The 24,627-nt window shown below is 65.2% G+C and carries 18 protein-coding genes; 5 read left to right on the forward strand and 13 right to left on the reverse strand.

All coding sequences use genetic code 11. From position 1 onward, the window contains the following. The first annotated feature begins 86 nt into the window (after positions 1 to 86). From HWX31_RS32710 to HWX31_RS32730, 5 genes are all read left to right on the forward strand, one after another. Positions 87 to 932: a M15 family metallopeptidase gene (locus HWX31_RS32710; RefSeq protein ID WP_010092851.1), complete on the forward strand. Its 846-nt coding sequence runs from the start codon at positions 87 to 89 to the stop codon at positions 930 to 932. Between the two features lie 301 nt (positions 933 to 1,233). After that, on the forward strand, positions 1,234 to 5,157 hold the full coding sequence (gene tssM / locus HWX31_RS32715) for a type VI secretion system membrane subunit TssM (protein WP_174959515.1): 3,924 nt from the start codon (positions 1,234 to 1,236) through the stop codon (positions 5,155 to 5,157). After that, entirely contained in the window at positions 5,154 to 6,146 is a 993-nt protein-coding gene (gene tagF / locus HWX31_RS32720; RefSeq protein ID WP_042582994.1) for a type VI secretion system-associated protein TagF, read from the forward strand. The genes tssM and tagF overlap by 4 nt, the downstream gene beginning before the upstream one ends. 4 nt (positions 6,147 to 6,150) lie before the next feature. Beyond that, positions 6,151 to 7,098: an OmpA family protein gene (locus HWX31_RS32725; RefSeq protein ID WP_174959513.1), complete on the forward strand. Its 948-nt coding sequence runs from the start codon at positions 6,151 to 6,153 to the stop codon at positions 7,096 to 7,098. Between the two features lie 132 nt (positions 7,099 to 7,230). After that, entirely contained in the window at positions 7,231 to 7,788 is a 558-nt protein-coding gene (locus HWX31_RS32730; RefSeq protein ID WP_174959511.1) for a DUF3592 domain-containing protein, read from the forward strand. 114 nt (positions 7,789 to 7,902) lie between these two features. Here the strand turns inward: HWX31_RS32730 and HWX31_RS32735 are convergent, their stop codons facing one another. From HWX31_RS32735 to HWX31_RS32795, 13 genes are all read right to left on the reverse strand, one after another. After that, positions 7,903 to 8,403 (reverse strand): hypothetical protein, encoded by a 501-nt coding sequence (locus tag HWX31_RS32735; protein WP_244143905.1) that lies wholly within the window; start codon positions 8,401 to 8,403, stop codon positions 7,903 to 7,905. Between the two features lie 383 nt (positions 8,404 to 8,786). Continuing rightward, positions 8,787 to 9,578, reverse strand: coding sequence for a hypothetical protein (locus HWX31_RS32740; RefSeq protein WP_174959509.1), 792 nt, complete (start codon positions 9,576 to 9,578; stop codon positions 8,787 to 8,789). A gap of 4 nt (positions 9,579 to 9,582) precedes the next feature. Next, on the reverse strand, positions 9,583 to 11,112 hold the full coding sequence (locus HWX31_RS32745) for a hypothetical protein (protein WP_174959507.1): 1,530 nt from the start codon (positions 11,110 to 11,112) through the stop codon (positions 9,583 to 9,585). A 2-nt stretch (positions 11,113 to 11,114) separates the two neighbouring features. Beyond that, positions 11,115 to 13,793, reverse strand: coding sequence for a type VI secretion system Vgr family protein (locus HWX31_RS32750; protein WP_174959505.1), 2,679 nt, complete (start codon positions 13,791 to 13,793; stop codon positions 11,115 to 11,117). Between the two features lie 132 nt (positions 13,794 to 13,925). Further along, the gene (gene tssA / locus HWX31_RS32755; protein ID WP_174959503.1) at positions 13,926 to 15,047 is read right to left on the reverse strand and encodes a type VI secretion system protein TssA; all 1,122 of its coding nucleotides are present in this window, start codon (positions 15,045 to 15,047) and stop codon (positions 13,926 to 13,928) included. A gap of 53 nt (positions 15,048 to 15,100) precedes the next feature. Beyond that, positions 15,101 to 17,767, reverse strand: a complete 2,667-nt coding sequence (gene tssH / locus HWX31_RS32760) for a type VI secretion system ATPase TssH (RefSeq protein ID WP_174959501.1) — start codon at positions 17,765 to 17,767, stop codon at positions 15,101 to 15,103. A 50-nt stretch (positions 17,768 to 17,817) separates the two neighbouring features. Next, complete coding sequence (gene tssG / locus HWX31_RS32765) at positions 17,818 to 18,918, reverse strand: type VI secretion system baseplate subunit TssG (protein WP_174959499.1); 1,101 nt, start codon at positions 18,916 to 18,918, stop codon at positions 17,818 to 17,820. After that, positions 18,882 to 20,717 (reverse strand): type VI secretion system baseplate subunit TssF, encoded by a 1,836-nt coding sequence (gene tssF / locus HWX31_RS32770; RefSeq protein WP_174959497.1) that lies wholly within the window; start codon positions 20,715 to 20,717, stop codon positions 18,882 to 18,884. Before tssF ends, tssG begins: the two co-directional genes overlap by 37 nt. Before the next feature lie 65 nt (positions 20,718 to 20,782). Beyond that, complete coding sequence (gene tssE, locus HWX31_RS32775) at positions 20,783 to 21,268, reverse strand: type VI secretion system baseplate subunit TssE (RefSeq protein ID WP_042582988.1); 486 nt, start codon at positions 21,266 to 21,268, stop codon at positions 20,783 to 20,785. A gap of 61 nt (positions 21,269 to 21,329) precedes the next feature. Further along, positions 21,330 to 21,833: an Hcp family type VI secretion system effector gene (locus tag HWX31_RS32780; protein ID WP_010096526.1), complete on the reverse strand. Its 504-nt coding sequence runs from the start codon at positions 21,831 to 21,833 to the stop codon at positions 21,330 to 21,332. A gap of 68 nt (positions 21,834 to 21,901) precedes the next feature. Then, positions 21,902 to 23,392 (reverse strand): type VI secretion system contractile sheath large subunit, encoded by a 1,491-nt coding sequence (tssC, locus tag HWX31_RS32785; protein WP_059536578.1) that lies wholly within the window; start codon positions 23,390 to 23,392, stop codon positions 21,902 to 21,904. Positions 23,393 to 23,407: 15 nt separating this feature from the next. Next, complete coding sequence (tssB, locus tag HWX31_RS32790; protein WP_042582986.1) at positions 23,408 to 23,935, reverse strand: type VI secretion system contractile sheath small subunit; 528 nt, start codon at positions 23,933 to 23,935, stop codon at positions 23,408 to 23,410. 43 nt (positions 23,936 to 23,978) lie between these two features. Then, a complete protein-coding gene (locus tag HWX31_RS32795) occupies positions 23,979 to 24,617 on the reverse strand; it encodes a tetratricopeptide repeat protein (RefSeq protein ID WP_174959495.1) in 639 nt (212 codons plus the stop codon). Between the last annotated feature and the right edge of the window lie 10 nt (positions 24,618 to 24,627).

Consider the following 24,627-nt stretch of genomic DNA (forward strand, 5'->3'; position numbering starts at 1 on the left):
ATAATATAGCCCGGCCTCTCAGAGCAGGCCTGATTCTAAGAGCAAGCATTGCAAAACACAATCAATTCCAATTTCCGGGGATTTCGTTGATTGCCGTCGCACTCGTCGCCTATTTCGCCCTTGCAGTCGCCATCGCGGCGCTGCTGCTTTTACCCGGCGTCCGGGCCACCGTTTTTGAATCGGTCGCCCAGTTTCACGGCCGTCTCACGCGCCGTGCGAGCGATCGCGCCAGTCGCACCCGCAGTCAGATTGTTAAATCGGCAAGCGTTACCCGGGGTGCTTTAAACGATGTGCAAAATTTACTTGTCCGGCGACGCTTGCTGATTATGGTGTCGACAGGTATTCTTGCGACGCCGCCATTGGTCGCCATTGCGTTGCGCGGCCGGCAATTATTCCAATTCGACGACACGGCGCGCGCGCCTGACGAGAAGATCGCCGCCCTGCTGGAGGGCGAGCAGCTCGTGCCGCCCCCGCCGTTGCCGCCGGAAGTCTTTGCCACCAAGGAAGTCGAGCAGGTGCGGCCGGCGCTGAAAGACGCCAGCCGCGACTGGAACCTGCTGGACCCGGATTTCCGCACGCGCTTGCTGCTGGTCTACAAGATCATGCGCGAGCAGCACGGTTACGAAATGGCATTGCTGGAAGGTTACCGGAGCCCGGAACGGCAAAACCGGCTGGCGCAAATGGGCAGCAGCGTGACCAATGCGGCGGCGTTCCAGAGTTATCACCAATTCGGGCTGGCGTCCGACAACGCGTTCCTGCGCGACGGCAAGCTGGTCATTTCCGAGAAAGATCCGTGGGCGATGCGCGGCTACCAGTTATACGGACAGACCGCCGAACAGGTCGGCCTGACCTGGGGCGGACGCTGGAAAATGATGGATCTGGGGCACGTTGAATACCATAAACCCGGTTTTAAGCTGGGACGCGGCAGCTAGCCAGGGCTGCCGGACAGGAAATAATGAGGGCGGCATGGGGCTTTTTAATATCCCGGCAGGAAACGATATGGGCTGTGCAAGCAGTCGTGCATTCCGGTGCGCGATTTTCTCGGGCCGCCGGTCCCGTTTTAAATCTCACAGCGTCCTTTCGTTAATGCGCGCGCCTTCTCCGATGCCGCGGACGCATTGATGCCGGCCTCCTTCACCCCGTTTGACAGCATGGCGACACGTCGCGGCGCCACCCTTGCCGCTCGACGCGCCTGCGTCGCCTCATCGAATCGCACCGGAACCTGAACGTCCTATGCAACGCATCCTCAACGTGCTGACTCACCCGCGTACGCTCTCGATCGTCGGGATCGTCGCGCTCGCGGCGATCCTCTTCATCGCCGCCGATACGCTGCAGCTGCCGCTCCTGTGGGCGGCGCTCGCCTTCGCGGCGATCCTCGCGCTGTGGCTCGGCGTCGCGTTGTGGCGCCGCTGGCGCGTGAAGCGCGCGAACCGCCAGCTCGGCGAGATGCTCGAGGAGCAGGCGGAAACCGGCAAGATCGCCGCGCCGGCCGCCGCCGCGGCCGCGACGGACGCGAAGACGGCCGACCTCGACGTGCTGCGCACGCGCCTGTCCGACGCGGTGAAGACGATCAAGACCTCGAAGATCGGCCAGGTGTCCGGCGGCTCCGCGCTGTACGAGCTGCCGTGGTACATCGTGATCGGCAACCCGGCCGCGGGCAAGAGCAGCGCGGTGATCAATTCCGGCCTGCAGTTCCCGTTCGCGGACAAGAACAGCGCGGTGATCCACGGCATCGGCGGCACCCGCAACTGCGACTGGTTCTTCACGACCGAAGGCATCCTGCTCGACACCGCGGGCCGCTACTCGGTGCACGAGGAAGACCGCAGCGAGTGGCTCGGCTTCCTCGGCCTGCTCAAGCGCTACCGCCCGAAGGCTCCGATCAACGGCATCATCGTCACCGCGAGCATCGCCGAACTCACCGGCAACCGCCCCGAATTCGCGATCAACCTCGCGAAAAACCTGCGCCAGCGCGTGCAGGAGCTGACCGAGAAGCTCGAAGTGTTCGCGCCGGTCTACGTGATGTTCACCAAGGCCGACCTGATCACCGGCTTCACCGAATTCTTCAGCAGCAGCGACAAGCACGAATACGACCGCGTGTGGGGCGCCACCCTGCCCTACGAGCCGGACGAGAAGCGCGACGTCGTCGCGCTGTTCGACGAGCGCTTCGAGGAGCTGTACGACGGGCTGAAGGAGATCAGCGTCGCGCAGCTGTCGCTGTCGCGCGGCAACCTGGCGTCGCCGGGCCAGCTGAGCTTCCCGCTCGAGTTCTCGACGATCAAGCCGGCGCTGCGCGCGTTCCTCGCGACGCTGTTCGAGAACAACCCGTTCCAGTACAAGCCGATCTTCCGCGGCTTCTACTTCACCAGCGCGCTGCAGGAAGGCGAGACCAGCAGCGCCGCCGCGCAGCGCATCGCGCACCGCTTCGGCCTCGACGCGAGCGCGCTGCCGAAGCCGCACAGCGCGTTCTCGAAGAACGGCTTCTTCCTGCGCGACCTGTTCTCGAAGGTGGTCTTCGCGGACCGCCAGACGGTGCGCCAGTTCGCGAGCCCGACCAAGACGCGCCTGCGCTACGCGACCTTCTTCGGCTTCGTCGCGGCGCTCGCGCTCGCGCTCGGCGGCTGGACCTGGTCGACGATCGGCAACCAGCAGCTGGTCGCGAACGTGCAGGCCGACCTCGACAACGTCTCGCGCATGCAGCAGGGCCGCAACGACCTGCAGTCGCGCCTGCAGGCGATGGACATCCTCGAGGACCGCATCGAGCAGCTCGAGCAGTTCCGCCGCGACAAGCCGGTGTCGGTGTCGCTCGGCCTCTACCAGGGCGACCGCCTCGAGCAGCACCTGCTGACCGAGTACTACAACGGCGTGCGGCAGATCCTGCTGAGCCCGGTGTCGCAGAACCTCGCGTCGTTCCTGAAGGACGTGAACGCGCATCCGGACCAGCTCGTGCCGATGACGCGCCCGCCGGAGTCCGGCGCGGTGCAGGGCGGCGCCATCCCGGTGTCGACCAGCCCGGCCGGGGCCGCACCGCAGGCCGCCGCCGCGCAGCCGGCCGCAGCCCCGCAGGGCGGCCTGTACAGCGACGCGTCGCCGACCAACGTGCAGGACGCGTACAACGCGCTGAAGACCTACCTGATGCTGTCCGACAAGCGCCACGTCGAGCAGGCGCACCTGACCGACCAGGTCGCGCGCTTCTGGCGCGGCTGGCTGGAGACGAATCGCGGCAACATGCCGCGCGACGAGATGATCCGGAGCGCCGAGCGCATGATCTCGTTCTACCTCGCGCGCGTGAACGACAACGACTGGCCGATGATCGAAGCGAACCTCTCGCTCGTCGACCAGACCCGCGAGAACCTGCGCCGCGTCGTGCGCGGGATGCCGGCCCGCCAGCGCGTGTACGAGGAAATCAAGGCGCGCGCGTCGACCCGCTTCGCGCCGATGACCATCGCGCGCATCGTCGGCGACGGCAACGGCGGCCTGATCGCCGGCAGCTACGCGATCCCCGGCACGTTCACGCGCGACGCGTGGTTCGAATACGTGCAGCCGGCGATCCGCGATGCCGCGACCAAGGAGCTGCAGGCGAAGGACTGGGTGCTGAACACGTCGACGCAGGACGACCTGACGCTCGAGGGCAGCCCCGAGCAGATCCAGAAGACGCTGGTCGGCATGTACAAGACCGAGTACGCGCAGCACTGGCAGAAGTTCATGCAGGGCATCGCCGTGCAGGGCTTCAGCAGCTTCGGGCAGGCGGTCGACGGGATGAACCGTCTGGGCGACCCGCAGGATTCGCCGATCCGCAAGGTGCTCGAGACCGCGTACGACCAGACCTCGTGGGACAACCCGTCGCTCGCGAACGCGACGATCAAGAAGGCGCAGACGGGCGTCGTGAACTGGTTCAAGCAGCTGTTCACGCGCACGAAGGCGGGCCAGGTGACGGCCGCCAACATCGACATCAACGGCAATCCGGCGGACGTGCCGATGGGCCCGGTCGGCCAGGAGTTCGTCGGCCTCGCGCGGATCGTCGCGACGCATGAGGGCACGTCGCTGCTGAAGGGCTACATGGACACGCTGTCGAAGGTCCGCACGCGCTTCAACGTGATCAAGAACCAGGGCGACCCGGGCCCGGGCGCGCGCCAGCTGATGCAGCAGACGCTCGACGGCAACGGCTCGGAACTGGCCGATTCGCTGAAGTTCGTCGACGAGCAGATGCTGACCGGCCTGACCGACACGCAACGCAAGTCGCTGCGCCCGCTGCTGGTGCGGCCGCTGATGCAGGCGTTCTCGGTCGTGATCCAGCCCGCCAGCGCGGAAGTCAACAAGGTGTGGAACGCGCAGGTCTACCAGCCGTTCCAGGGCTCGCTCGCGACCAAGTACCCGTTCGCGGCGAGCGCGAAGGTCGAGGCCGGCGCCAGCGAGATCGCGCAGGTGTTCGGTCCGGACGGCTCGATCGCGAAGTTCGTCGGCACGACGCTCGGGCCCCTCGCGGTGCGCCGCGGCGACACGCTCGCGGCCCGCACCTGGGGCGACATGGGCCTCGCGCTCGCGCCGGACTTCACGAACGGCTTCGCGCGCTGGGTCGCGCCGCTCTCCGGCGGCGCGGCGGGCGCCGGCGGCGGCGGTGCGTCGTCGGAACCGCAGACCGTGTTCCAGATCCTGCCGCAGCCGAGCAGCGGCACGACCGAGTACACGGTCGCGATCGACGGCCAGCAGCTGCGCTACCGCAACACGCCGCCGCAGTGGACCAACTTCGTGTGGCCGAACCCGCAGGGCTCGCCGGGCGCGACGCTGTCGGCGACCACCTTCGACGGCCGCACGATCCAGCTCGTCAACGAGCCGGGCCGCTACGGTCTCGAGAAGCTGATCAACTCCGCGCAGCGCAAGCGCCGCCCGGACGGCACCTTCGACCTCACGTGGACGCAGGGCAACGTGAACGTGTCGGTCACGATGCGCATCATCAGCACGTCGCAGCCGACGGGCGGCGGCGGCGACCAGCCGCAGCAGCAGAGCCTGCGCGGCCTGCGCCTGCCGTCGTCGGTCGCCGACGTCGGCGCGGGCTCGGCCGTCAACGCTACCGCCCAGCCGGGCGCGGGCGCGTCGGGTGCAGTCCCGGCCGCGGCGGCCGTTGCGGCCACCGCATCGAATGCACAGGGGGCGCAATGACGCAAACCGTTCAGGCGCAGATCGCCTACTTCGGCAAGATCCCGTCGCGCGGCGATTTCGTCAAAAGCCCGCACAACCCGCAGTTGCTGCAGACGCTCGACCGCTGGATCGCGCAGGCGCTCGAGCTGCTCGCCGAGGACCCGCGCTGGAAGATCGTCTACGAAGACGCGCAGCCGATGCATTTCGCGTTCCTCGGCTCGCGCAGCCGGCTCGCGATCGCCGGGCACATGGTCGCGAGCCACGACGTGTCGATGCGCCGCTTCCCGTTCCTCGGCGCGACCGCGCTCGAAGTCGAGCGGCCCGTCGCGTTCCTCGCGCGCAGCCCGCTCGCGTTCGCGCGGCTGTGGTCGCGCGTCGCGCAGCAGATCCCGCCGCTGCTCGGCAAGGAGGAGCCGCCCGGCGCGCTGCAGGCGCTCGGCGACACGCAGGTGCCGATCGAGGTCGGCAGCGGCCCCGGCAACGCGCACGACGGCACGTTCAACGATTTCATCGAGCACCAGTCGCTGTACGGCCTCGAGCAGATGCTGCTCGCGAGCGGCCATCCGGTGCGGCTGCGCGGCGCGATGCTCGCGCTCGGCTCGCTGCTGCGCCCGGTGATGCAGAGCGGCTCGTCGCACATCGAGCGCGGCCTCACGCTGCCGCTGCCGGTCGACCCGTTCTACCGCAGCCTCGTCGCGGCGTTCTGGCTCGAACTGATCGCGCCGTTCGTCGCGCAGGCCGACTTCGAGCTCGCGATCTTCATGGGCTCGATCGCCGAACGCGAACGGCTCATCATCGGCTTCAACGGCGCTTCGGCGAAAACGCTGCTGAGCGTCGTCGACCCGCAGACCTACGCCGCCCACAACATCGACATCGACGATCCGGAGTGGATCGACGCCCATGCGCAAAACGATCAACAGATCAGCAAGCTCGTCAGCTACCTCGACCAACCGCAACTGTCGCTGCGCTTCGCGATCGACGCGTTCCGCGAAGCGTTCATCGGAGGCTGACAGCATGCGCAACACGAATCACGTCCGCCGCGCGCGCTTCTCGCCCGTCATCGCCGCCCTCCTCGCCGCCGGCCTGCTCGCCGCCGGCGCCAGCAGCTTCGCGCAGAACAGCGGCGCGACCGTCACGCCGGTCGGCAACGGCAACGTACAGACGAGCGCGCTGCCGGCGACCGCCGCGCCCGCGCCGCTGACGTCCGGCACGGCCGCGCCGCCGGCCGCCGCGACGACGACACAGGCCCCGCCGCCCGCGAACGCGACGCCCGGCCAGGTCGTCGCCGGCGGCAAGGTGCCCGACGAGGCGACCAAGGCCGCCGTGCTGCAGAAGCTGCGCGACACCTATGGCGCCGCGAACGTCGTCGACCAGATTGAGATCGGCGACGTCGCGACGCCGCCGAACTGGAGCGCGAACGTGCAGAAGCTGATCGGCCCGCAGCTCAAGCAGATCAGCAAGGGACAGCTGAAGATCAACGGCACGCAGATCGACGTGAAGGGCGAGGTGCGCAACGAGGCGCAGCGCCAGCAGCTCGCGAGCGACATGGCGAACACGCTGAACCCGACGTACACGATCAAGAACGGGCTGCGCGTGTCGGCGTCGGAGCAGGGGCTGCTCGACCAGACGCTCGCGAACCGCACGATCGAGTTCGAGACCGGCAGCGCGACGCTCACGCCGCAAGGCAAGGTGGTGCTCGACCAGATGGCCGCGGCGCTCTCGAAGATGCCGAACCGCACGGTCGATCTCATCGGGCATACCGACAATTCGGGCAACCGCGCGTCGAACATCGCGCTGAGCCAGGCGCGCGCGGATGCGGTGAAGGGCTATCTGATCACGAAGGGGATCGCGTCGCAGCAGATGACGACGACGGGCGTGGGCCCGGATCAGCCGATCGCGCCGAATGATACGGCCGATGGGCGGGCGAGGAATCGACGGATCGATTTCCGGGTGGGGCAGTAGGCGAAGTTCGATGTTCCGGAAAGCGGGGCCGCCTGCTGCCGTCGGATGTGATCTGCGCGTTGCGCCGGCGGCTTCCTCTTCCGATGCCGTCAGGTTGACGCTGCGACCGCCTTGTAGACCCTGGGGATTTGCGTGAAATTCGCGCTGCGCTGCCTGCGATCGGCCGTCCTCTTGCTCACCGGTGCGTTCTTCCTGCTGGGGAGCGCGATCTCCGTTGTCGATTCTGCCGTCCTCCTTCGCGCGCAGGCTTGGCCTCGCGTATCGGCCGCTGTCGAACGATGCGACCTGACCCTGCGGTACGGCAAGCACGACGTGACATGGGAAGCCCACGCGGTATTCCGCTACGGATCAGGACAGTCGGCGGAATATGACACGACGTGGCAACCGACCGGGGCGCCGGTTTATTCACGCTCGCCGGACCCCAAGCTCAATCACGAGCAGATTGCCGCGTTGACAAAAACCTATTGCGACGCTGCGGCCAACGACGGGCTGCGCGTTTCGCCGATGTTCCCGGGAATTGCCCGCCGCAATGAAGCTGTCGTTACCGGAACATGGAAAAGTGAACTCGGGTTCGGTACGTTCTCGCTGCTCATTGGGTTGATGGTGAGTGCGGGAAGCATTTCGATGCTGCCTTGGGTCGAGGACCGAAAGAAGCGATCGACGAAACGAAGAGCCCGGCCGGGACTATGACCGAACATCTTTCGGGCCGCTGCAATATCAACGTCCCGAGTCTTCGAGGGTCCTCCAGACAACATCAACATCGTCAGAAATAACGACGCATGCCGCCCAACCGCATGTAATCGATCATCGATCAAAGATCACCTTCTTGCCCGTCTCACGCTCGAGTTTGAGTGGCAGGTAGATTTGAAAATAGGCAAACCGCACAAAAATTTTGCTCACGAGCCAGCAAGTAATGGGGAGACTAAAAGCCGAAAGAATGATGAACACCCCATGCGGCCCGCCGGTCTTTTCGAACACGCGGCCGGACAGCATCGCATAGCCGATGAGGATCGGCCCCACGGTGGAGACTAGCCAATATGGAACGGTGATCGACGCGCCAGGCCTTTCAACGGTGCCGATTACAGTGTCCGACTCGACCGGGTAAACAATGCGATCTGATTCCACTCTGAAGAGGCGCTCAGTCAATCCAAGCCGCCGCGTCTCACGGCCGTAAATATGCCACGTCAGCCACGCCCATCCTATCGCCGCAGCGAAGCATACAGGAAGTGCGACTGCGCGAATCGTGGAAGGCATCGGCGCCCAACAGAAATAAAACAGCCAATACGATCCCAGCAATAACCACACGAAAAAAACCGATGCATACTGACGCGCCTGCCCAGACCAGGCGCTTTGCTCGTCGATTCAGGAAATAATGCATGTACGCAAAAATTGGGCAGATAATCTCAATTGCCAACGCACACATCCATGGAAATCCGGATGATCCGAATGCGCGAAATGCAAACCAATAGAACACGACCGGAACGATCCCGATGCATGCGAACATCTTTGCGCCCAGTAGATGGCCGTCGATTCGAGTCTTTTCTATTTTTCCGCTCCGCTTTGGTGTTGTGTCGAGGCTGGCCTCACGGTATGGCTCCTGTCGAAATCCTTTGCCACGTTGATACCGAGCCGCTGCGTCTCGCTGCCTGCCTCGACAGCCTCGTCTCTCACTACAGGCGATCTATCGTTCACGGGCCAAGAATAACTTTTTTGCCGGTCTGCCGTTCCAGTCTCCGAGCGAGGTAGACATGAAAAAAGAAAGTTCGCACAAGCAGCTTACCGAACAACCAGCATGTGGCCGGAAGTGCAAACATGGATAACAAAATGAGCGGCACGTGCAGGCTGCCATTGCTGTCGCCTATATGAATAGACCATATTGCAAAACCACCCCCAACCGGACCCAGTATCGAAATGACCCACATCGGAATTACCCAGGAGCGTCCCGGTCCCTCAAGTTCAGCAGCTTCCGCATCAGAAGCACCTGCCGGATAGACAATCCTGTCATCCATCTCAATATAGAATTTTTCAGTCAAATTGAATCGAGCGGTTGCGCGTTGATAACCCCACCATGAAAGCAATACCCACCATGCGACAATCAACAGGCATGTCGAGAAACCGAGATATCGCAACCAAGTTGGCAAAGGAGCAAATCCAAAATAGAAAAAGCACCATGACCCAAACATCAACCACATCGGCCCGAACATGCCAATGCATGTCGCAATACCCGCCCACACAAGCCGCCTCGACTGACGATTGAAAGCATAATTCGCAAACAACACTAGCGAGGAAATAACCAGAATCGAAAACGCAATCCTCCACGACTGAAATGGTGATCCGACGTCTCCGAACATAACCCAATAGATACCAACAGGACCAATGCCGATCATAAAACCAAGCATCGACATCTTAAGGCTATCGTCAATCCTCGTTCTTTCCACACTTTCTCCATTGAGTCGCCCTTCCCGCACATCTTGATTCACAACATCACTCCATCGGGAATACTACCCATGACGACCCAGAGTATGAATTCCCATAATCAGCGGGAATTTGTTGCTCCAGCAGCTTTCCCGCCTCACGAATGAGATTCGACACGTATCGGTTCAACTTCTCCATGGCTTCACGAGGATTCCGGATCACCGACGTCAGCTCACTGGTCACTTCAAAATGATTGAACGCCATGGCGACACCTATGCCGAATACCCAGGTCACCGCCAACAATCCAAGGGCAATAACCGTGACTGGAAGGGCGATGGCTGTCCCGGTTGCGACGAACGCCAAGACTACGGCATACGCAATCGTTGCGAATATCGTCGTAAGTATGGCCTGCAACCCATCGGATATCAGAATTGCCAGCAAGTCCGCGAAGTCTTTATGCGCCGGACTGCCAACCGGCTCGAACCAGTAATCGTGACACCAGGCAGCCGTATCCATTGCGAGGGCAAAATAGAACATCCTGCCCGTAAGCGTCTTGAAACTAAAACCTCCTTTTACGCCTTCCCACGCAGCCCGAAACGGCGCAGATAGAGAGCCCGTACCTGCCGCCAGCGTCATGACGCGAACGTCGTGTGCCCGTGCCTGATAGGTAGTCAGGAGGTAGCCAAGGAGCTTGCGCTCCTTCGCCGAGGTCGAGAACAGCAGAGAAAATTCGCCGGCCGAATTTCTATGCATCAAGAACTTGCGGTTCCAGAATTCCCTCAATGGCCCATTCGGCCCGAATGCATCCCATGCGTATCCGATCCCGGCCGCTCCGGTGACCATCCCGACAATCCAATTCCGCGAAAGCGTACCGGTAGGATCCCAGTCGAACACTCGCGCACCACTCTTGAAAAATGCGGAAATCTCCTCTGGAACACCCGGACCGCTGGTCTGCGTGACCTTAAATGCATGGATGGTTGGCAGACCTCCTCTGGGCTTGGTCGCCTTCGCTTCCGAACGCGGGACAGGTGCAGATGCAAATTTAGTCTTGCTTACCACCAGGGCCGTGTCTTTCAGACCCGATTGCCCCGCTCGGGACTGTTCAAGCGCCTTCGAAGGCACGGGATGTTGCCCAACTGCGGGAGTCCCGCCAAGCCCCTCCAAGTCTTTCGCTAGCGCCTGACCGGCCTGACTGTCGTGCAAGATGATCAACAAAGGCGCCGGCTTATCCTTCGGATCGTCCGTACAACCCGTCGTACAGTCCATCTTGGCAATCGGATAGTGCCCCAGCACCTTTTCACCCTGCTTGAGAATCAGACTCCCCTCGAAAGTACGGCCGATCCAGAGGCAGCATCGCTCGCCATCCTTGAACGTGGTCCGGCCGGTATTCACTTTCCGCTTCGTGTCATAAAAGCGCCCGTTGGGTTGATCGGGGTGCGTCGTGGTGATGGTATAGGTCGCGCCGGCGTGAAGTTTGACGTCGAACACCACGTCCCGATGCTTGCGCAACAGCACTGTCAGTTCCGTCTCGGCCCTGCAGTTGACCGCCTCCCCCGGCAGATCGATACAAACGTTATGTTGAACAAGTGGCCTGCCCATTATCACTCTCCCGTTCGCTTGACCTGATTGGCCACGAACTCGTCAAAATCGATGTTCTTCAATTCAGCCTTGCCTTCGGCGTCGAGCGCGACGCTATGCTCGGTCCCATCCTCAGTCGTGAACTTGATCGGCTCCCCATGCGGCACATTCCCGTCCGCATCGACGTAGCGAATCCGCATATCCGCCTTCTTGCCTTCCATCTTGAACGTCTTGTGGAGGCTCGTCGGCCCGCTGAACGCGTGCTCGCCCCCCTTCACGTCGACCTTGCCCGGCGCGTGAATCTCGACGTTGCCGTCCTTGATCCGGATATACGCGCCGCCCGACGTCAGCAGGATTTCCTGCTTCGCGACGCCTTCGAGCGTCGCAGTCGCCGACAGCAGCTTGACGGTCTTCTGCGCAAGCATCTCGATGTTGTCGTTCTGCGCCTGTATCTCGACGTCGCCCTTTGCGGCAAAGAGCTTCATGCCCGCGTTCTGCACGAACAGACTGAGCTTCTGCTTGACGCTCGCCACCAGCGACTTGCCGCTGGCGATATGCATGCTCTGACCGCTGACAAGATTGACGTGCTGGTCCGCAGCCACGTGCGTACTCTGCTGCGTGGACAGCGCAATGCCCGCCGGACTGCCGAACAGCATCACGGGTTCCTTGAACGCATTCGCGCTGCCTGTGCCGCCGCCCGCGGTCCTGCCTCCCGACGACGAACCCTGCACGCTGTTCTGCGTCGCGCCGGTGAAGGCCTTTAGCGCGTCGTGACCGTCGCCGAGGCTTTCCGCCTGATGCATCTGGCTCGCCTGCGACATTGCCTCGATCAACCCCTCGGCATTGACGAGCTGCTGCTGCGTATCGCGGACGTCGAGCGGCTGACTGTTCGACTGCTTCGGATGCGTCGTGACATAAAGCCCCTGCCCGGCACGCACCGCGCCGTATGCATCCGTGCGCAGGTCGAAGCCCGTGCCGAGATACGCACCGCGCGTATTGCCGTTCTGTTCGATCAGGTAGCCGACGTGGAGCAGCGAATTCGCGCTGCTGCTGAACAGGCGCACGCGGTTCTGGCCAGTCGCGTCGTCGAGCACCATTTCGTTATAGCCGGCTCCCGAATACTCTTTCGATCGGTAGCCCGACAAGATCCCGTCGCTATGCCATTGCGGCTTCACCGCCCCGTTGTAGATGCGGTGCAGGACGATCGGCCTGTCGCAGTCCCCGCCGAGATAACCGACGAGCACTTCTTCGCCGACTCGCGGAACGTGTACGCTCCCGTAGCCGCCGCCGGTATCCGACTGCGCGACGCGCACCCAGCATGATGCGCGTTCGTTGCCCGGATTCTGCCGATCCCAGATGAACATCACCTTGATCCGGTTCAGTTCGTCCGTGTAGACCTCTTCGCCTTTCGGGCCGACCACGATCGCCGTCTCGAGCTGCATCACCGGCTTCGTGTGCTCGAACGGGCTGCGGTACGGCACCGTCGTGCGCTGCGCTTCGACTTCGACGAGATAGAAACCCGCCGAGCCGTCCTCATGCGCGACCCTGAACGCGGCCTCGTCCGCGCAACCGGCTTTGGCCTGTGCCAGCCGGTCCTGCAAGCTATGCGGGAAGCCCGCTTCCTGAGCCGACAGCGGCAGGTTGTTCTCGATATACCGCGAGACCTTGATGGCCGCGAATTCCCGTTCGCGGTCCGGATCGCGGTCATGCTCCGGATGGTCGGTCAGCACGAAGCGCCGTCCGGCATCGATTCCCCGAACGCCGCCCACGCCGAAGAATCGCTTCGCACGCGATTCCCATTCCTCCAGGCGAATCTTCGACAGGTGCTCGCCGCGATCCTGATCCAGATACGTGTAAGCGCCGGTGTACTCGTAAACTTCGGCCTGCTCGGGCAGATTGCCTTGATCGGCCTTCGTCGGCAACGTCGTCCCTTTCGGATTCAACGGTGCGGAGGGCGCCTTGTAGTCGAACGTGCGCGTCGTGTGCAGCGCGCTCTGCAGGGTCCGCGAACCTGCCCACTGCGTGAAGGCGTCGGTTTCGCTGCCAGTTCCCGCCCGATAGAATCCAACGGACTTCGGCGACATGTCGTCGACCGCATACAGGTCGTCGGTCACGACGAGCGTGTGCGCGCTGCCGTCCTCGTCATGCCGCCAGAAGCCGAACAGTCCCTCGTCTTCCATCAGGCGATGCACGAAGTTCCAGTCGGTTTCGCTTTGGCGGCAATAGGAGCGCGAAGGCAGCGGCTTCGACAGCGCAAACCGGAACCGCCCTTTGGCCTGCGGATGCGCGTTGAAAACGTCCGCGATGATGGCATCGACAGGCATGTCCTGCCAGTACCGCATGTCGCTGCGGAATTTGAGGAAGTGCAGCCACGACGCGAAAGTCAGCTGATAGCTCGACAGGCTGCCATCCGCGCCGAGCCTGCGGGCCGTATGAATGTAACCGTTGATCGGCAGATACGACTTGTTCGCCTGCTGAATCCAGAGCGTGATCGGCTGGGCGATCAGCTTCTTGAGTTCGATATCGCCGGCGGTCGACACCATGTCGAGCGTGACGCTGAAGTCGCGGCCCAGTTCGGAATGGGTCACGGCCCGTCGCGGCACGAGTGCATTGCCCGGCAACGACGGAATGTCCGTCTTCAGCAAACGATCCTGCTGGATCAGGCCGCCGCGAATCGCCTGAATCAATTCGGTGATGTTCATACGTCGTCCATCTGCTTGTTCGTCGCAATCCCGCGCTGCCTCCCGCTCTCTCGGGAACGGTTCATCACGTACACCGCCACGCCGGGGGCATCATCGATGCGTGCGGCGTGCGCCGCCGGACGCTCCCCGGGCTTACGACTCGTCCGGCTTCACCCCCAGCAGCTCATGAATATGCGACAGCGACCCGCTGTCCTTCACCACGCTCTCGAGCCACTTGTGCAGCGGCATGTCGGCCCACTCGGCCGCCTTGTCCGCGAGATACGCAACCGGGCTGTGCGGCTCGGTCTGCCGGAAATAGCGGGCGACCGCGCGCAGCTGGTCGACCGCCTGCGCACGGTTCTGAATGCCGGCGATCATCTGCGGTGCCGGACGCAAAACGGGCTGCTGCTGCACGTGGGTCTCCTCCGTGTAATGCGGGGCGCCGAAACTCGGCTCGATGCGCTCCTGCGCCGCCGGGGGCGCCGCTTGCGACTGCGCCCGCTGCTGCGCGCCCGTATAGCCCTGCTCGCGCGCGAAGCGCTCGGTGAGCCGGTACACGGTCTCGAACGCGTCGCGCGCCTGGCGGAAGCTCGGCGCCGCATCGCCCGCGCGCGCGTCGAGCGTCTCCTCGAACGCGTCGAGCGCAAATTCGAACGCCTTCAGGTTCCCGAGCAGCGCCGAATAGAACGCAAGCGACGTCACGCGCCGCGACGCGTCGATCTGCTCGACCGACGGCTTGCCGCGCGCGATGTCGTTCGCGTGCTCCGGGTCGCGCTTCACCGCCTGCGCGACGTGCTGCGCGACTTCCCAGTCGAGCGTGCTGAACGCGTTCGACGCGCCGTCCGTCACCGGCACCGCGCGCAGCAGCTCGGCGGTGCGCCCGGCGAGCCACGCGACGTTGCCGAGCCGGTATTCGGTGTCGTCGCCTTCAGGCAGCGGATGCACGGTGTCCCAGTACTGGCGGCACAGCCCTTCGAGCAACGCGTAGCCGTCGGTGAGGCCCGTGATGCCGTCCTCGAGCGCGAGCGCCTCGGTCAGCCACACGGCCAGCCGCAGGTCCTTCGTCTGCGTGCGCAGCAGCTCGCTCGAGCGCGCGACGACGAAGCTCCAGTCGGCTTCCTTGATCTCGGTCACCCATTCGCCCTGGTCCAGCGACGGGTCGTCGAAGCGCCGCGCCTCCTGGATCGCGTCGAAATCGTTCGAGAACAGCAGGTCGTCGCCGCACGGCGACGCATCGCTGATCGGCGTCAGCAAGTCGGGGAGATTGATCGGCATGGTTCAGTGAATCCGTTGATGCATGAGGTTTCGCGCGGTGCTCGTCCGAGCGCTCATTCGACCGTGTATTCGAACGCGCCCGCGTCGTCCGCGCGCACCGCGATGCGCGCGATGGCCTCGCCGTCGGCGATCCGGCCCAGCACGTGGCCGGCGATCTCCGGCAGCAGCGTGCCGTTCAGGATGTGATCGACGTTGCGGGCGCCCGAATCGACCTCGGTGCAGCGCGCGAGCACCGCGTCGACCAGCGACTCGTCCCACTCGAACACGGCCTTGTGGTTCGCGTCGATCCGGCGGCGGATGCGGTCGAGCTTCAGTTCGATGATCTCGGCGAGCACGTCGTCGGAGATCGGGTAGTACGGCACGACCTTCATGCGGCCGAGGAACGCGGGCTTGAACGTCTTGTACAGCTGCGGGCGCAGCGCTTCGGCGAGCGCGTCCGGATCGGGCAGCTCCTCGGCCGGCTTGTTCAGGCAGGCCTGCATCACGGCCGACGAGCCGACGTTCGACGTCAGGATGATCAGCGTGTTGCGGAAATCGATCTCGCGCCCTTCCGCGTCGTCCATCGCGCCCTTGTCGAACACCTGGAAGAACATCTCGAGCACGTCCGGGTGCGCCTTCTCGACCTCGTCGAGCAGCACGACCGAGTACGGATTGCGCCGCACCGCCTCGGTGAGCACGCCGCCCTCGCCGTAGCCGACGTAGCCCGGCGGCGAGCCCTTCAGGCCCGACACGCTGTGCGCCTCCTGGTACTCGCTCATGTTGATCGTGACCATCTTGCGCTCGCCGCCGTACAGGATGTCGGCCAGCGCCAGCGCCGTTTCGGTCTTGCCGACGCCCGACGGCCCGACGAACATGAACACGCCGCGCGGCTTGTTCGGGTCCTCGAGGCTCGCCGACGCGGTGCGCACGCGCTGCGCGATCGCCTCCAGCGCGTGGTCCTGGCCGATCACGCGCGCAGCGAGCAGCGGATGCAGGTTCAGCACCGTGCCGATCTCGTCCTTCACCATCCGGCCAAGCGGGATGCCCGTCCACGACGCGACGATCTCGGCCACCACGTGGCCGTCGACTTGCAGCGGCACCATCGGCTCGCCGCCCTGCAGCGCATGCAGCGCCGCGACGCGCTCGGCGAGCTTGTCGCGGGTGGCCGGCACGTCGACCGGCTCGCCGTCCTCCGACGGGCCGCGCGCGCGGTCGAGCGCCGCGCGCAATTCGGTGATCTCGGCGACGATCGCGCGCTCGCCTTCGTAACGGGCTTCGTCCGCCGCGAGCTGTTCGAGCGCCGCGTCGCGCGCGCCGCGCAGCTCGCCGAGCCGCTCGTCGTGTGACGCGCCGCCCGCCGCCTCGCGCTCGAGCGACGCGATCTCCGCGTCGATCCGCTCGATGCGCTTCTTGGTGTCGTCGATCGCGGCCGGCGTCGCGCTCTGCGCGAGCGCGACCTTCGCGCACGCGGTGTCGAGCACGCTGATCGCCTTGTCCGGCAGCTGACGGCCGCTGATGTAGCGGTGCGACAGGCGCACGGCCTCGGTGATCGCGTCGTCGAGAATCCGCACGTTGAAGTGCGTCTCCATCAGGCCCGCCATCCCGCGCAGCATCGCGGCCGCGAGCGGCTCGCTCGGCTCCTCGACCTTCACGACCTGGAAGCGCCGCGCGAGCGCCGCGTCCTTCTCGAAGTACTTCTTGTATTCGCTCCACGTCGTCGCGGCGATCGTGCGCAGCTCGCCGCGCGCGAGCGCCGGCTTCAGCAGGTTCGCCGCGTCGTTCTGGCCGGCCTGGCCGCCCGCGCCGATGATCGTGTGCGCCTCGTCGATGAACAGGATGATCGGATGCGCGCTCTTCTTCACCTCGTCGATCACGCTCTTCAGCCGGTTCTCGAACTCGCCCTTCACGCTCGCGCCGGCCTGCAGCAGGCCCATGTCGAGCACGTGCAGCGCGACGCCGCGCAACGGCGGCGGCACGTCGTCGGCGGCGATGCGCAGCGCGAGCCCCTCGACCACGGCCGTTTTGCCGACGCCCGCCTCGCCCGTCATGATCGGGTTGTTCTGGCGGCGCCGCATCAGGATGTCGATCGCCTGGCGGATCTCCGCCTCGCGGCCGATCACCGGATCGATCTTGCCGTCGCGCGCGCGCTGCGTGAGGTTGGTCGTGTAGGTGTCGAGCGCGGGCGTCTTCGACGGGCCGCCTGCGGGCGCCGCGTCGAGCGCCGGCGCGTCGTCGCCGTCGCTCGCTTCCGCCTGCCGCGGCTCGGCTTCGCTCGACCCGGCGGTGATCTCGTCGAACTTGTGCTTCAGGTCCGTCACGCGGATCTCGGCGAACTGCGCGGACATCCGCTGCGCGAATTGCGCGAGGTCCGGCGCGGTCAGCAGCGCGAGCAACAGATGCCCAGAGCGGATGCGGCCGAGCTGCGAATCGAGCGACGCGATCAGCCACGCCTGCTCGAACAGCGCGATCAGGTGCACGGAGAACACCGGCGTGCGCGTGTTGCCGGTCTTCAGGCGCGTCAGCTCGCGCTCGAGGTCCGCGCGCAGCGCGTGCGGATCGATGCGGCTCGCGCGCAGCGCCAGCGGCAGGTCGCCGGCCGGCTCGTCGAGCAGCGCGAGGAACAGGTGCTCCAGATCGACCTCGTAGTGGCCGCGCGCGAGGCACGCGCTCGCGGCGTGCTGCGCCGCCTGCCGGCACAGCGGATTCAGTTTCGTGATCAGGGTCTTCAGGGGCGTGCTCATGGCGTCGATCTCAGGTTCGTTTGCGTCGCGTGTTGTTGTGTTCGGGTATTTCAGTGGATCACGTGCAGTTCGTAGCGCGCATCCGCGCGGTCGTGCAGCGCGTCGCGGGTGCAGAGGAACGCGTCCCAGCCGAGCCGCGCGCCCGCGCCGAGCCGGCTCGGGCCGACCTCGGTGCGCTTCAGCACGAGCGACACCTCGTATTCGAGCGTGACGCCCGCGAGCAGCGTCAGCATCCGTTCGAGGCCGACCGCCCGCGGGCCGCCGGGCAGGAACGCCTCGTAGTCGCGCTTCGCCAGCGGGCCGACCACGATCCGCGCGCGCATGTCGCGCTGCCACACGCGCTCGCCGACCAGCGCGGTCCCGCCGAGCACCGCGTTGACCTCGCCGAGCACGCTCAACTGGTCGGCCGGCACGTCGTACCACTTGCCGACGAACTGGTCGATCTTCACCGGCACGCGGAAGTAGTCGGACAGCGTGCGCTGCAGGTACGCGGCCGACATCGGCCGGTGCCGCGCGGCCAGCGCATAGCCGGCCACCGCCTCGTCGAGCACGCCGCCCGCGCCCGCCTGCAGGCTGTCGCGCACCTCGTCGCTCGTCACGCCCGCGATCGAGAGCAAGAGCGGCAGGTAGCGCTCGTCGCGGTCGAGCTCGTAATGGAACGGCAGCCGGTATTTCTTCCACGCGGCGTAGAACAGCGCGGTCGCGCGGTTCGAGAACACGTCGAAGAACGCGCGCGCCGCGTGGTCGCGCTTCAGGTACTCGCGCGCGCCGATCTGCTCGGTGTAGTACAGCGGCAGCGCGCCCTGCCCGCCGAGCAGCCCGAAGAACGCGGGCGTCAGCTCGACGCGGCCGAGCTCCCCGGCCGCGAGCGCCGCGTCGCGCGCATCGTCGGCGTCGAGCGGCGCGCCGTCGTCGTCGAACGACCGCAGGCGCTCGATCTCGCTCGCCGGAAAACCGAGCGACAGCGTGTTGCGGAACGCGATGCGCTGCGCGACGACGTCGCCGTGCCGCCACGCGCCGGGCGCATCGGTTGCCTGCCGCGCGAACAGCCCTTCGAGCACGCGCACCGCCTGGAAGAACTCGAAGCGGTGCGGCTCGTCGAGCAGCACACTGACTACGCCAGGATCGATTCGCCGGTCCGGGGCTTGCATCGGATGATCTCCTCGCCGGTGCGCTTCGACACGACGACTAGTTGAACGAAACTGTTGAGGTGGACGTACAGCCCGAAGAAGCTGTCGAGCACGCGCACGAACGACGCGAGGCTCGAGCCGACGAAATGCTCCTCGTCGACCGTCACGCGGATCTCGATGCCGCGCACGAAGGTCGCGAACGGCTTGCCGGGCAGCCATTGCACGGCGCCGCGCTGCTCGATGCCCGCCAGCCCGTCGATCTGCCGCATCGACACCGCGGTGCGCCGCAGGTCGTACAGCGTCAGCATTTCCTTCAGCGGCGCGAGGCCGTGATCGACGAGCGACACGTGGTTGAGCGCCAGATGCGACACGAGCCGCCAGTGCGCGGAGCGGCCGCGCTCGAAGCGCACGCTCGGCGTCGGGCGGCGCAGCAGCGCGATGCTGCTCGTCTGCGCGCCGCCTTCCTGGAACAGGTCGCCGCCCTCGAGCCCGAACGCCAGCATCGCCGGCAGGTCGCGGTTCGTGCAGGTCAGGTCGAGGCTCAGCGTGTCGGTCTGCGGCGACGTCGGCTCGAAATCGATGTCGACGATCGAGATCTCGGTCTCGTAGCCGGGGCTCTTCTGCGCGACCCAGTCGTTGCGGCGCGCGAACCAGTAATGGCCGACCCGCGCCGATTCGCCGTGGTGCAGCGAATAGAACGGCCGGAACTCGATCACCGATTCCTCGTGCGCCTGCTGGCGCACGAGCTTCACCGAGTCGATCGAATACACCTCGTATGCGAACGCGCGGCGCGCCTCGGCGATCACCGGGTACGACACCGCTCGGTGCGTGATGCGGATCGGCTCGCCGTGCTGGCGGAACAGGTTGACGATCGGCGTGCAGAACAGCCGGAAATGGTTCGCGCTCAGCAGTTCGAGCAGGCGCGCGACGTGCGAATCGCCGCGCACGTCCTGCAGCACCAGATGCAGCGTCGAGCGCTGGCAGCGGCCCGACGCGCGCGCGATCGCGGCGAGGTCGAAATCGACGAAGTCGAACTTGTCGGGGAACGCGAAATACTCGGTCAGCAGCCGGTACGCCGGATGCGATTTCGCCGGGTAGTCGATCAGCGCGTCGCGCTCGTCGAAGCCCGCCTGCGCGATCGGCAGCTTGCGCAGCGCGGTCCAGCGGCCGTTGCGCTCCGGCTCGACGTACGCGGCGAGCACGTTGACGAACAGGCAATCGGTGAGCGCCGCGACGAACGACTGCTCGCCGTGCAGGTGCGCGCGAAGCGTCGGCAGCTTCAGCGCGCCGAGGTCGAGCTGCGCCGCGAGCGATTCGAACGTGATCGAGATCACGCCGGTCGCGTTGGGCGGCAGCACCGTCGCGCTCGGCGCGAGCGCGACCGGCGTGTAGCGCGCCTCGGAAATGCGGATCGGCGCGAGCGTCACGTCGTAGGCGGTGCGGAACCGGCACTGCACGCCGCGGATCGGGCGGCTCTTCAGCTCGGTGCCGCGCTCGATGACCACCGGCTCGGTCTGCTGGCCCGGCGCGCCGAGCGCGAACTGCGTGATCGAGCACGACGGGAACGGCCGCAGGTAGTGCGGATACAGCACTTCCAGCAGCGCTTCGGTGAATTCAGGGTAGTCGTCGTCGAGCTTCTTGTTGATCCGCGCGCCGAGCAGCGCGAACGACTCGATCATCCGCTCGACGTGCGGATCCTCGCAATGCTCGCCGGAGAGCGCGAGACGCGCCGCGATCTTCGGGTAGCGCTCGGCGAAATCGCGCGAATAGCGCCGCAAAAACGATAATTCGCGCTCGTAATACGGCAGCAATTCTTCCATCGACGACCCCGAACCTCTTTCATTGCGTGCCGCGCCGGACGGTCCGGCCCGCGCGGCGGCGTAAGTTACTGCGCTTTCGCGGCGCGCGCGCGTGTGACCGAATACTGCAGCGTCGACGGCTGCAGCATCGCATCGAAATTGACCGGCTCTTCGGCCGGATGCACGACGAGCAGCGCCTGGATCGCGAAATAGAGCGCGTTGGTCGACTGCTCGTTGAGCTCGAACGTCACCTGCACCTGCTGCAGCCGCGGCTCATGGCGCGCGATCGCCTGCTGGATCGACTTGCAGATGTAGGTGCGGTCGTAATGGCTCGCGAGGCTCAGGCCCGCGAAATCGTTCAGCCCGTAGGTCAGCACCGACTTCTGGCATTCCGGCAGCGTCGCCAGCTCGTGATCGGTGTGCGCGATACGGGTATTGAGGATCGCCTCGACATCGCGGGCGACCGTGTTCTTCAGCTCTTCCAGCGACAATTGCCGCATCGCCGCGGAAGCCGGCAGGTGCGGTTCATCGTCGAACAGCTTGTCGAGAAAGCTCGGTTCGAATCGTTTCATCAGGCCGGCATACGCTACGAAAACGGCAACGGGACGCGACGCCCCGTTGCCGCAACCGACCTTAGACCGCGTAGGTCTTGTCGTTCTTCGTCAGGCTCCAGGCGCCCTGCGTGTTGCCGCCCTGGTTGCCGCCGATCTTCTGCTGCGTCTGCTTCCACTGCACGGCAGCGTACTTCAGCGAGAAAGTCTCGTGCGGCAGGCCTTCCTTCTGCACGCTCGGCGTGACGCTCGAGATGATCACGTACTTCAGCTTGACCTCGAGGTACTTGACGCGCTGGCCTTCGCCGTCCGAACGCATGAAGTCGATCGTGACTTCATCGAACGTCGTGCCGCCCGACGCGTGCTGGTACAGCAGCGGGCTCGACGAATCGATTTCCTTCGTGAACACCATGTCGCCGTGCTCGCAACGCTCCGACGTATGGCCGCCGGCCGTCGACGCAGTCGCCGAACGCGGCTGGATGATGGAATGGTCCCACGATTTCAGTTCAATCCAGGCATCGTGGTCTTTGTCCGCAGACTCGCCCTTGATGGCCGGATTACCGAACTTCAGATACATGTCTAACATGGCCTTCGACTCCCCAAAGAGGTGGTTTTAACGTCCTACCCAGGCGGCCCGCCCGGGCGATTCTTCGCTTATGAATTTGCCGGTTTGGGCAGATCAGCGACAAGCCGCAGAGAAATCGAGAGTTCGTCGAGCTGAAAGTGCGGGCGCAGGAACGCGACCGAACGATACGAGCCCGGCTTGCCCGGAATCTCTGACACTTGTACGGATGCCTCGCGCAGCGGGAATTGCGCCTTCTGCTCCTGCGTCGCGTTGTCGTCGAGCAGGACGTATTGCGAAATCCACCGGTTGAGGAACGTCTCGACGTTCTGTGCCGATGCGAAGCTGCCGATCTTGTCCCGCATCATCGCCTTCAGGTAGTGCGCAACGCGCGATACCGAGAAGATGTATTGAAGCTGGGCGGACAGGACGGCGTTCGCGTTCGCGCTGTCGGTGCTGTATTTCTTCGGCTTCTGCACCGATTGCGCGGCAAAGAACGCGGCGTAGTCGGAATTCTTGCAATGGACGAGCGGGATGAAGCCGAGGTCGCTCAGCTCCTTCTCGCGGCGATCGGTGATCGCGATCTCGGTCGGGCACTTCAGCGCGACCTCGCCGTCGTCGGTCTTGAACGTGTGGGTCGGCAGATCCTGGACGAGGCCGCCGCCTTCGACGCCGCGGATCGCCGCGCACCAGCCGAAGTCGTCGAACGCCGCCGTCAGGCGCGCGGCGAATGCCCATGCCGCGTTGCACCACAGGTACTTGTCGTGGTCGGTGCCGTCGACGTCCTCGACGAAGTTGAAGCTTTCGGCGATCTGGCCGTCCTTCGGATTGAACGGCAGGCGGCCGAGGAAGCGCGGCAGCGTCAGGCCGACGTAGCGCGAATCCTCGGAATCGCGGAACGACTTCCACTTCGTGTATTCGACCGTGTCGAACACCTTGCCCAGATCGCGCGGCCGGCCGAGGTCGGAGAACGTCTCGAGGCCGAGCAGCTCCGGCGCCGCCGACGCGATGAACGGCGCGTGCGCGGCCGCCGCGACGTGCGACATCTGCTCGATGAAGTACATGTCTTCCGGCTGGCGGGAGATCTCGTAGTCGCCGATCAGCGTGCCGAACGGCGAGCCGCCGAACGTGCCGAATTCCTCTTCGTAGACCTTCTTGAACAGCGCGCTCTGGTCGAACTCGCTCGCGCTCTTGAAGTCGCGCACGAGCTCGCGCTTCGGCGCGTGCAGCGCCTTGATCTTGATCGTCTGGCCCGTGTTGCTTTCCTTGACCAGGTAGTCGAGGCCGCGCCACGTACCTTCGAGGCGCTGGAATTCCGGCGCGTGCATCACGGCCGAAAGCTGCGCGGAGATCAGGCTGTCGAGCTCCGCGACGCGCGCGTCGATCGTCGCCGACAGGTTGTCCGACACGATCACCGTGCCGTCGAGCACCTGGTGCACGAGTTCGCCGATCAGGTCCTTCGCGCGTGCATGCTCGGAATCGGATTTCGCGACCTTGCTCTTCTCGACGATCTCGTCGAGCAGCGAAGTCCCGGCGGCGTATTCCGCGCCGCTCGTCTGGGCCGCAGCCGTTTGCTGGTTCATCTCAACACCCCGTCGTCATTCGCCGTCTTTGTCGCCGTCTTTGCCGCCCTCGGCGCCCTTCGCGAGCTCCTGCAGCTGCTGCGTGTTCTGCAGCACCTCGGAGAGCAGGTCCTCGAGCTTGTCGTTGCCGGCGAGCTTGTTGCGCAGGTCGGCGAGCTTCGAGCGCGCCTCGAGCAGGCGGCGCAGCGGCTCGACCTGCTGGACCACGTCGTCCGGGCTGAAATCCGACAGCGCGCGGAACTTCAGGTCGACCGCGAACTTGCCGCCGCCTTCGCTCAGGCGGTTTTCCACCTGGAACACGGCGCGCGGCTCGATCGCCTTCATCACGTCGTCGAAGTTGTCACGATCGATATTGACGAACTTGCGGTCGCGCAGCTTCGGCTGCTCGATTTCCGACTGGCCCGCCAGATCGCCGACCACCCCGACGACGAACGGCAGTTCCTTCACCTCGATCGCGTCGCCCTTCTCGACCTCGTAGGTCAGCTGGACGCGCGGCGGCCGTATTTTCTGCAGGCGCTTCTGAATGCTCTCGTTCTTGGCCATCGACGGCTCCCAGGTTCAGTTTGTCATGTAGTTGTCGTGCCGATCAGCGCAGCGCGCTGAACGGGTCCGCCCCGCCACTCTTCTGCGGCGGGGTGGCGGCCGCGGCCGGCGCGGCCGGCGCGGTCGGCGCCGCGGCTTCGGCGGCCGGCGCGGCCGCGCCCTTCGCCCGGTGAACCGTGCGGCGCGTCTGCCGCACCTTCCCGCCGCGCTGCTCCGGCGGGAACAGCGAGGATTCGCCGAGCGTGTCGCGCAGCTGCTTCGCGAGCTGCTGCGCGTCCGACTTCGCGTCGCCCGCGAGCGACGAATCCTGGCGCAGCTCGCCGAGCGATTGCGTCGCGATCCGCAGGCCGGCGACGGCCAGCACGCTCTTCGCCTGACGGTCGGTCTTGTCGCGCTCCAGCGCTTCCTGCGCGGCGACGATCGCCTGGCCGTAATGGTTTTGCGCGAACTGGATCTGCGCGATGCGCGACCACGGCTCCTCGCGCGTCGGGTCCGCCTTCGCCAGCGCCTGGTACAGGCCCAGCGCGCGTTCCTGGTCGCCCGACTTCGCCACGGCGTCCGCGTCGGCCAGCGACTTGTTGAACACCTCGGCGCTCGGCGGCGTGGGCGTGCTTGCACAGCCGGCGATCACGCCGCAAGCCACCACGACCCCAGAAAGTTTTGCGAAGAGACGGTCTTTCATCGTTATATCC

The sequence above is a fragment of the Burkholderia ubonensis genome, assembly GCF_902833085.1.
GTDB classification, from domain to species: Bacteria; Pseudomonadota; Gammaproteobacteria; order Burkholderiales; family Burkholderiaceae; genus Burkholderia; species Burkholderia ubonensis.

Excerpts from the sequence above, each read along its gene's own strand:
- tssM (WP_174959515.1), top strand. The coding sequence starts at position 1,234 with ATGCAACGCATCCTCAACGTGCTGACTCACCCGCGTACGCTCTCGATC.
- tagF (WP_042582994.1), top strand. The coding sequence starts at position 5,154 with ATGACGCAAACCGTTCAGGCGCAGATCGCCTACTTCGGCAAGATCCCG.
- HWX31_RS32725 (WP_174959513.1), top strand. The coding sequence starts at position 6,151 with ATGCGCAACACGAATCACGTCCGCCGCGCGCGCTTCTCGCCCGTCATC.
- HWX31_RS32745 (WP_174959507.1), bottom strand. The coding sequence starts at position 11,112 with ATGGGCAGGCCACTTGTTCAACATAACGTTTGTATCGATCTGCCGGGG.
- HWX31_RS32750 (WP_174959505.1), bottom strand. The coding sequence starts at position 13,793 with ATGAACATCACCGAATTGATTCAGGCGATTCGCGGCGGCCTGATCCAG.
- tssA (WP_174959503.1), bottom strand. The coding sequence starts at position 15,047 with ATGCCGATCAATCTCCCCGACTTGCTGACGCCGATCAGCGATGCGTCG.
- tssH (WP_174959501.1), bottom strand. The coding sequence starts at position 17,767 with ATGAGCACGCCCCTGAAGACCCTGATCACGAAACTGAATCCGCTGTGC.
- tssG (WP_174959499.1), bottom strand. The coding sequence starts at position 18,918 with ATGCAAGCCCCGGACCGGCGAATCGATCCTGGCGTAGTCAGTGTGCTG.
- tssF (WP_174959497.1), bottom strand. The coding sequence starts at position 20,717 with ATGGAAGAATTGCTGCCGTATTACGAGCGCGAATTATCGTTTTTGCGG.
- tssE (WP_042582988.1), bottom strand. The coding sequence starts at position 21,268 with ATGAAACGATTCGAACCGAGCTTTCTCGACAAGCTGTTCGACGATGAA.
- HWX31_RS32780 (WP_010096526.1), bottom strand. The coding sequence starts at position 21,833 with ATGTTAGACATGTATCTGAAGTTCGGTAATCCGGCCATCAAGGGCGAG.
- tssC (WP_059536578.1), bottom strand. The coding sequence starts at position 23,392 with ATGAACCAGCAAACGGCTGCGGCCCAGACGAGCGGCGCGGAATACGCC.
- tssB (WP_042582986.1), bottom strand. The coding sequence starts at position 23,935 with ATGGCCAAGAACGAGAGCATTCAGAAGCGCCTGCAGAAAATACGGCCG.
- HWX31_RS32795 (WP_174959495.1), bottom strand. The coding sequence starts at position 24,617 with ATGAAAGACCGTCTCTTCGCAAAACTTTCTGGGGTCGTGGTGGCTTGC.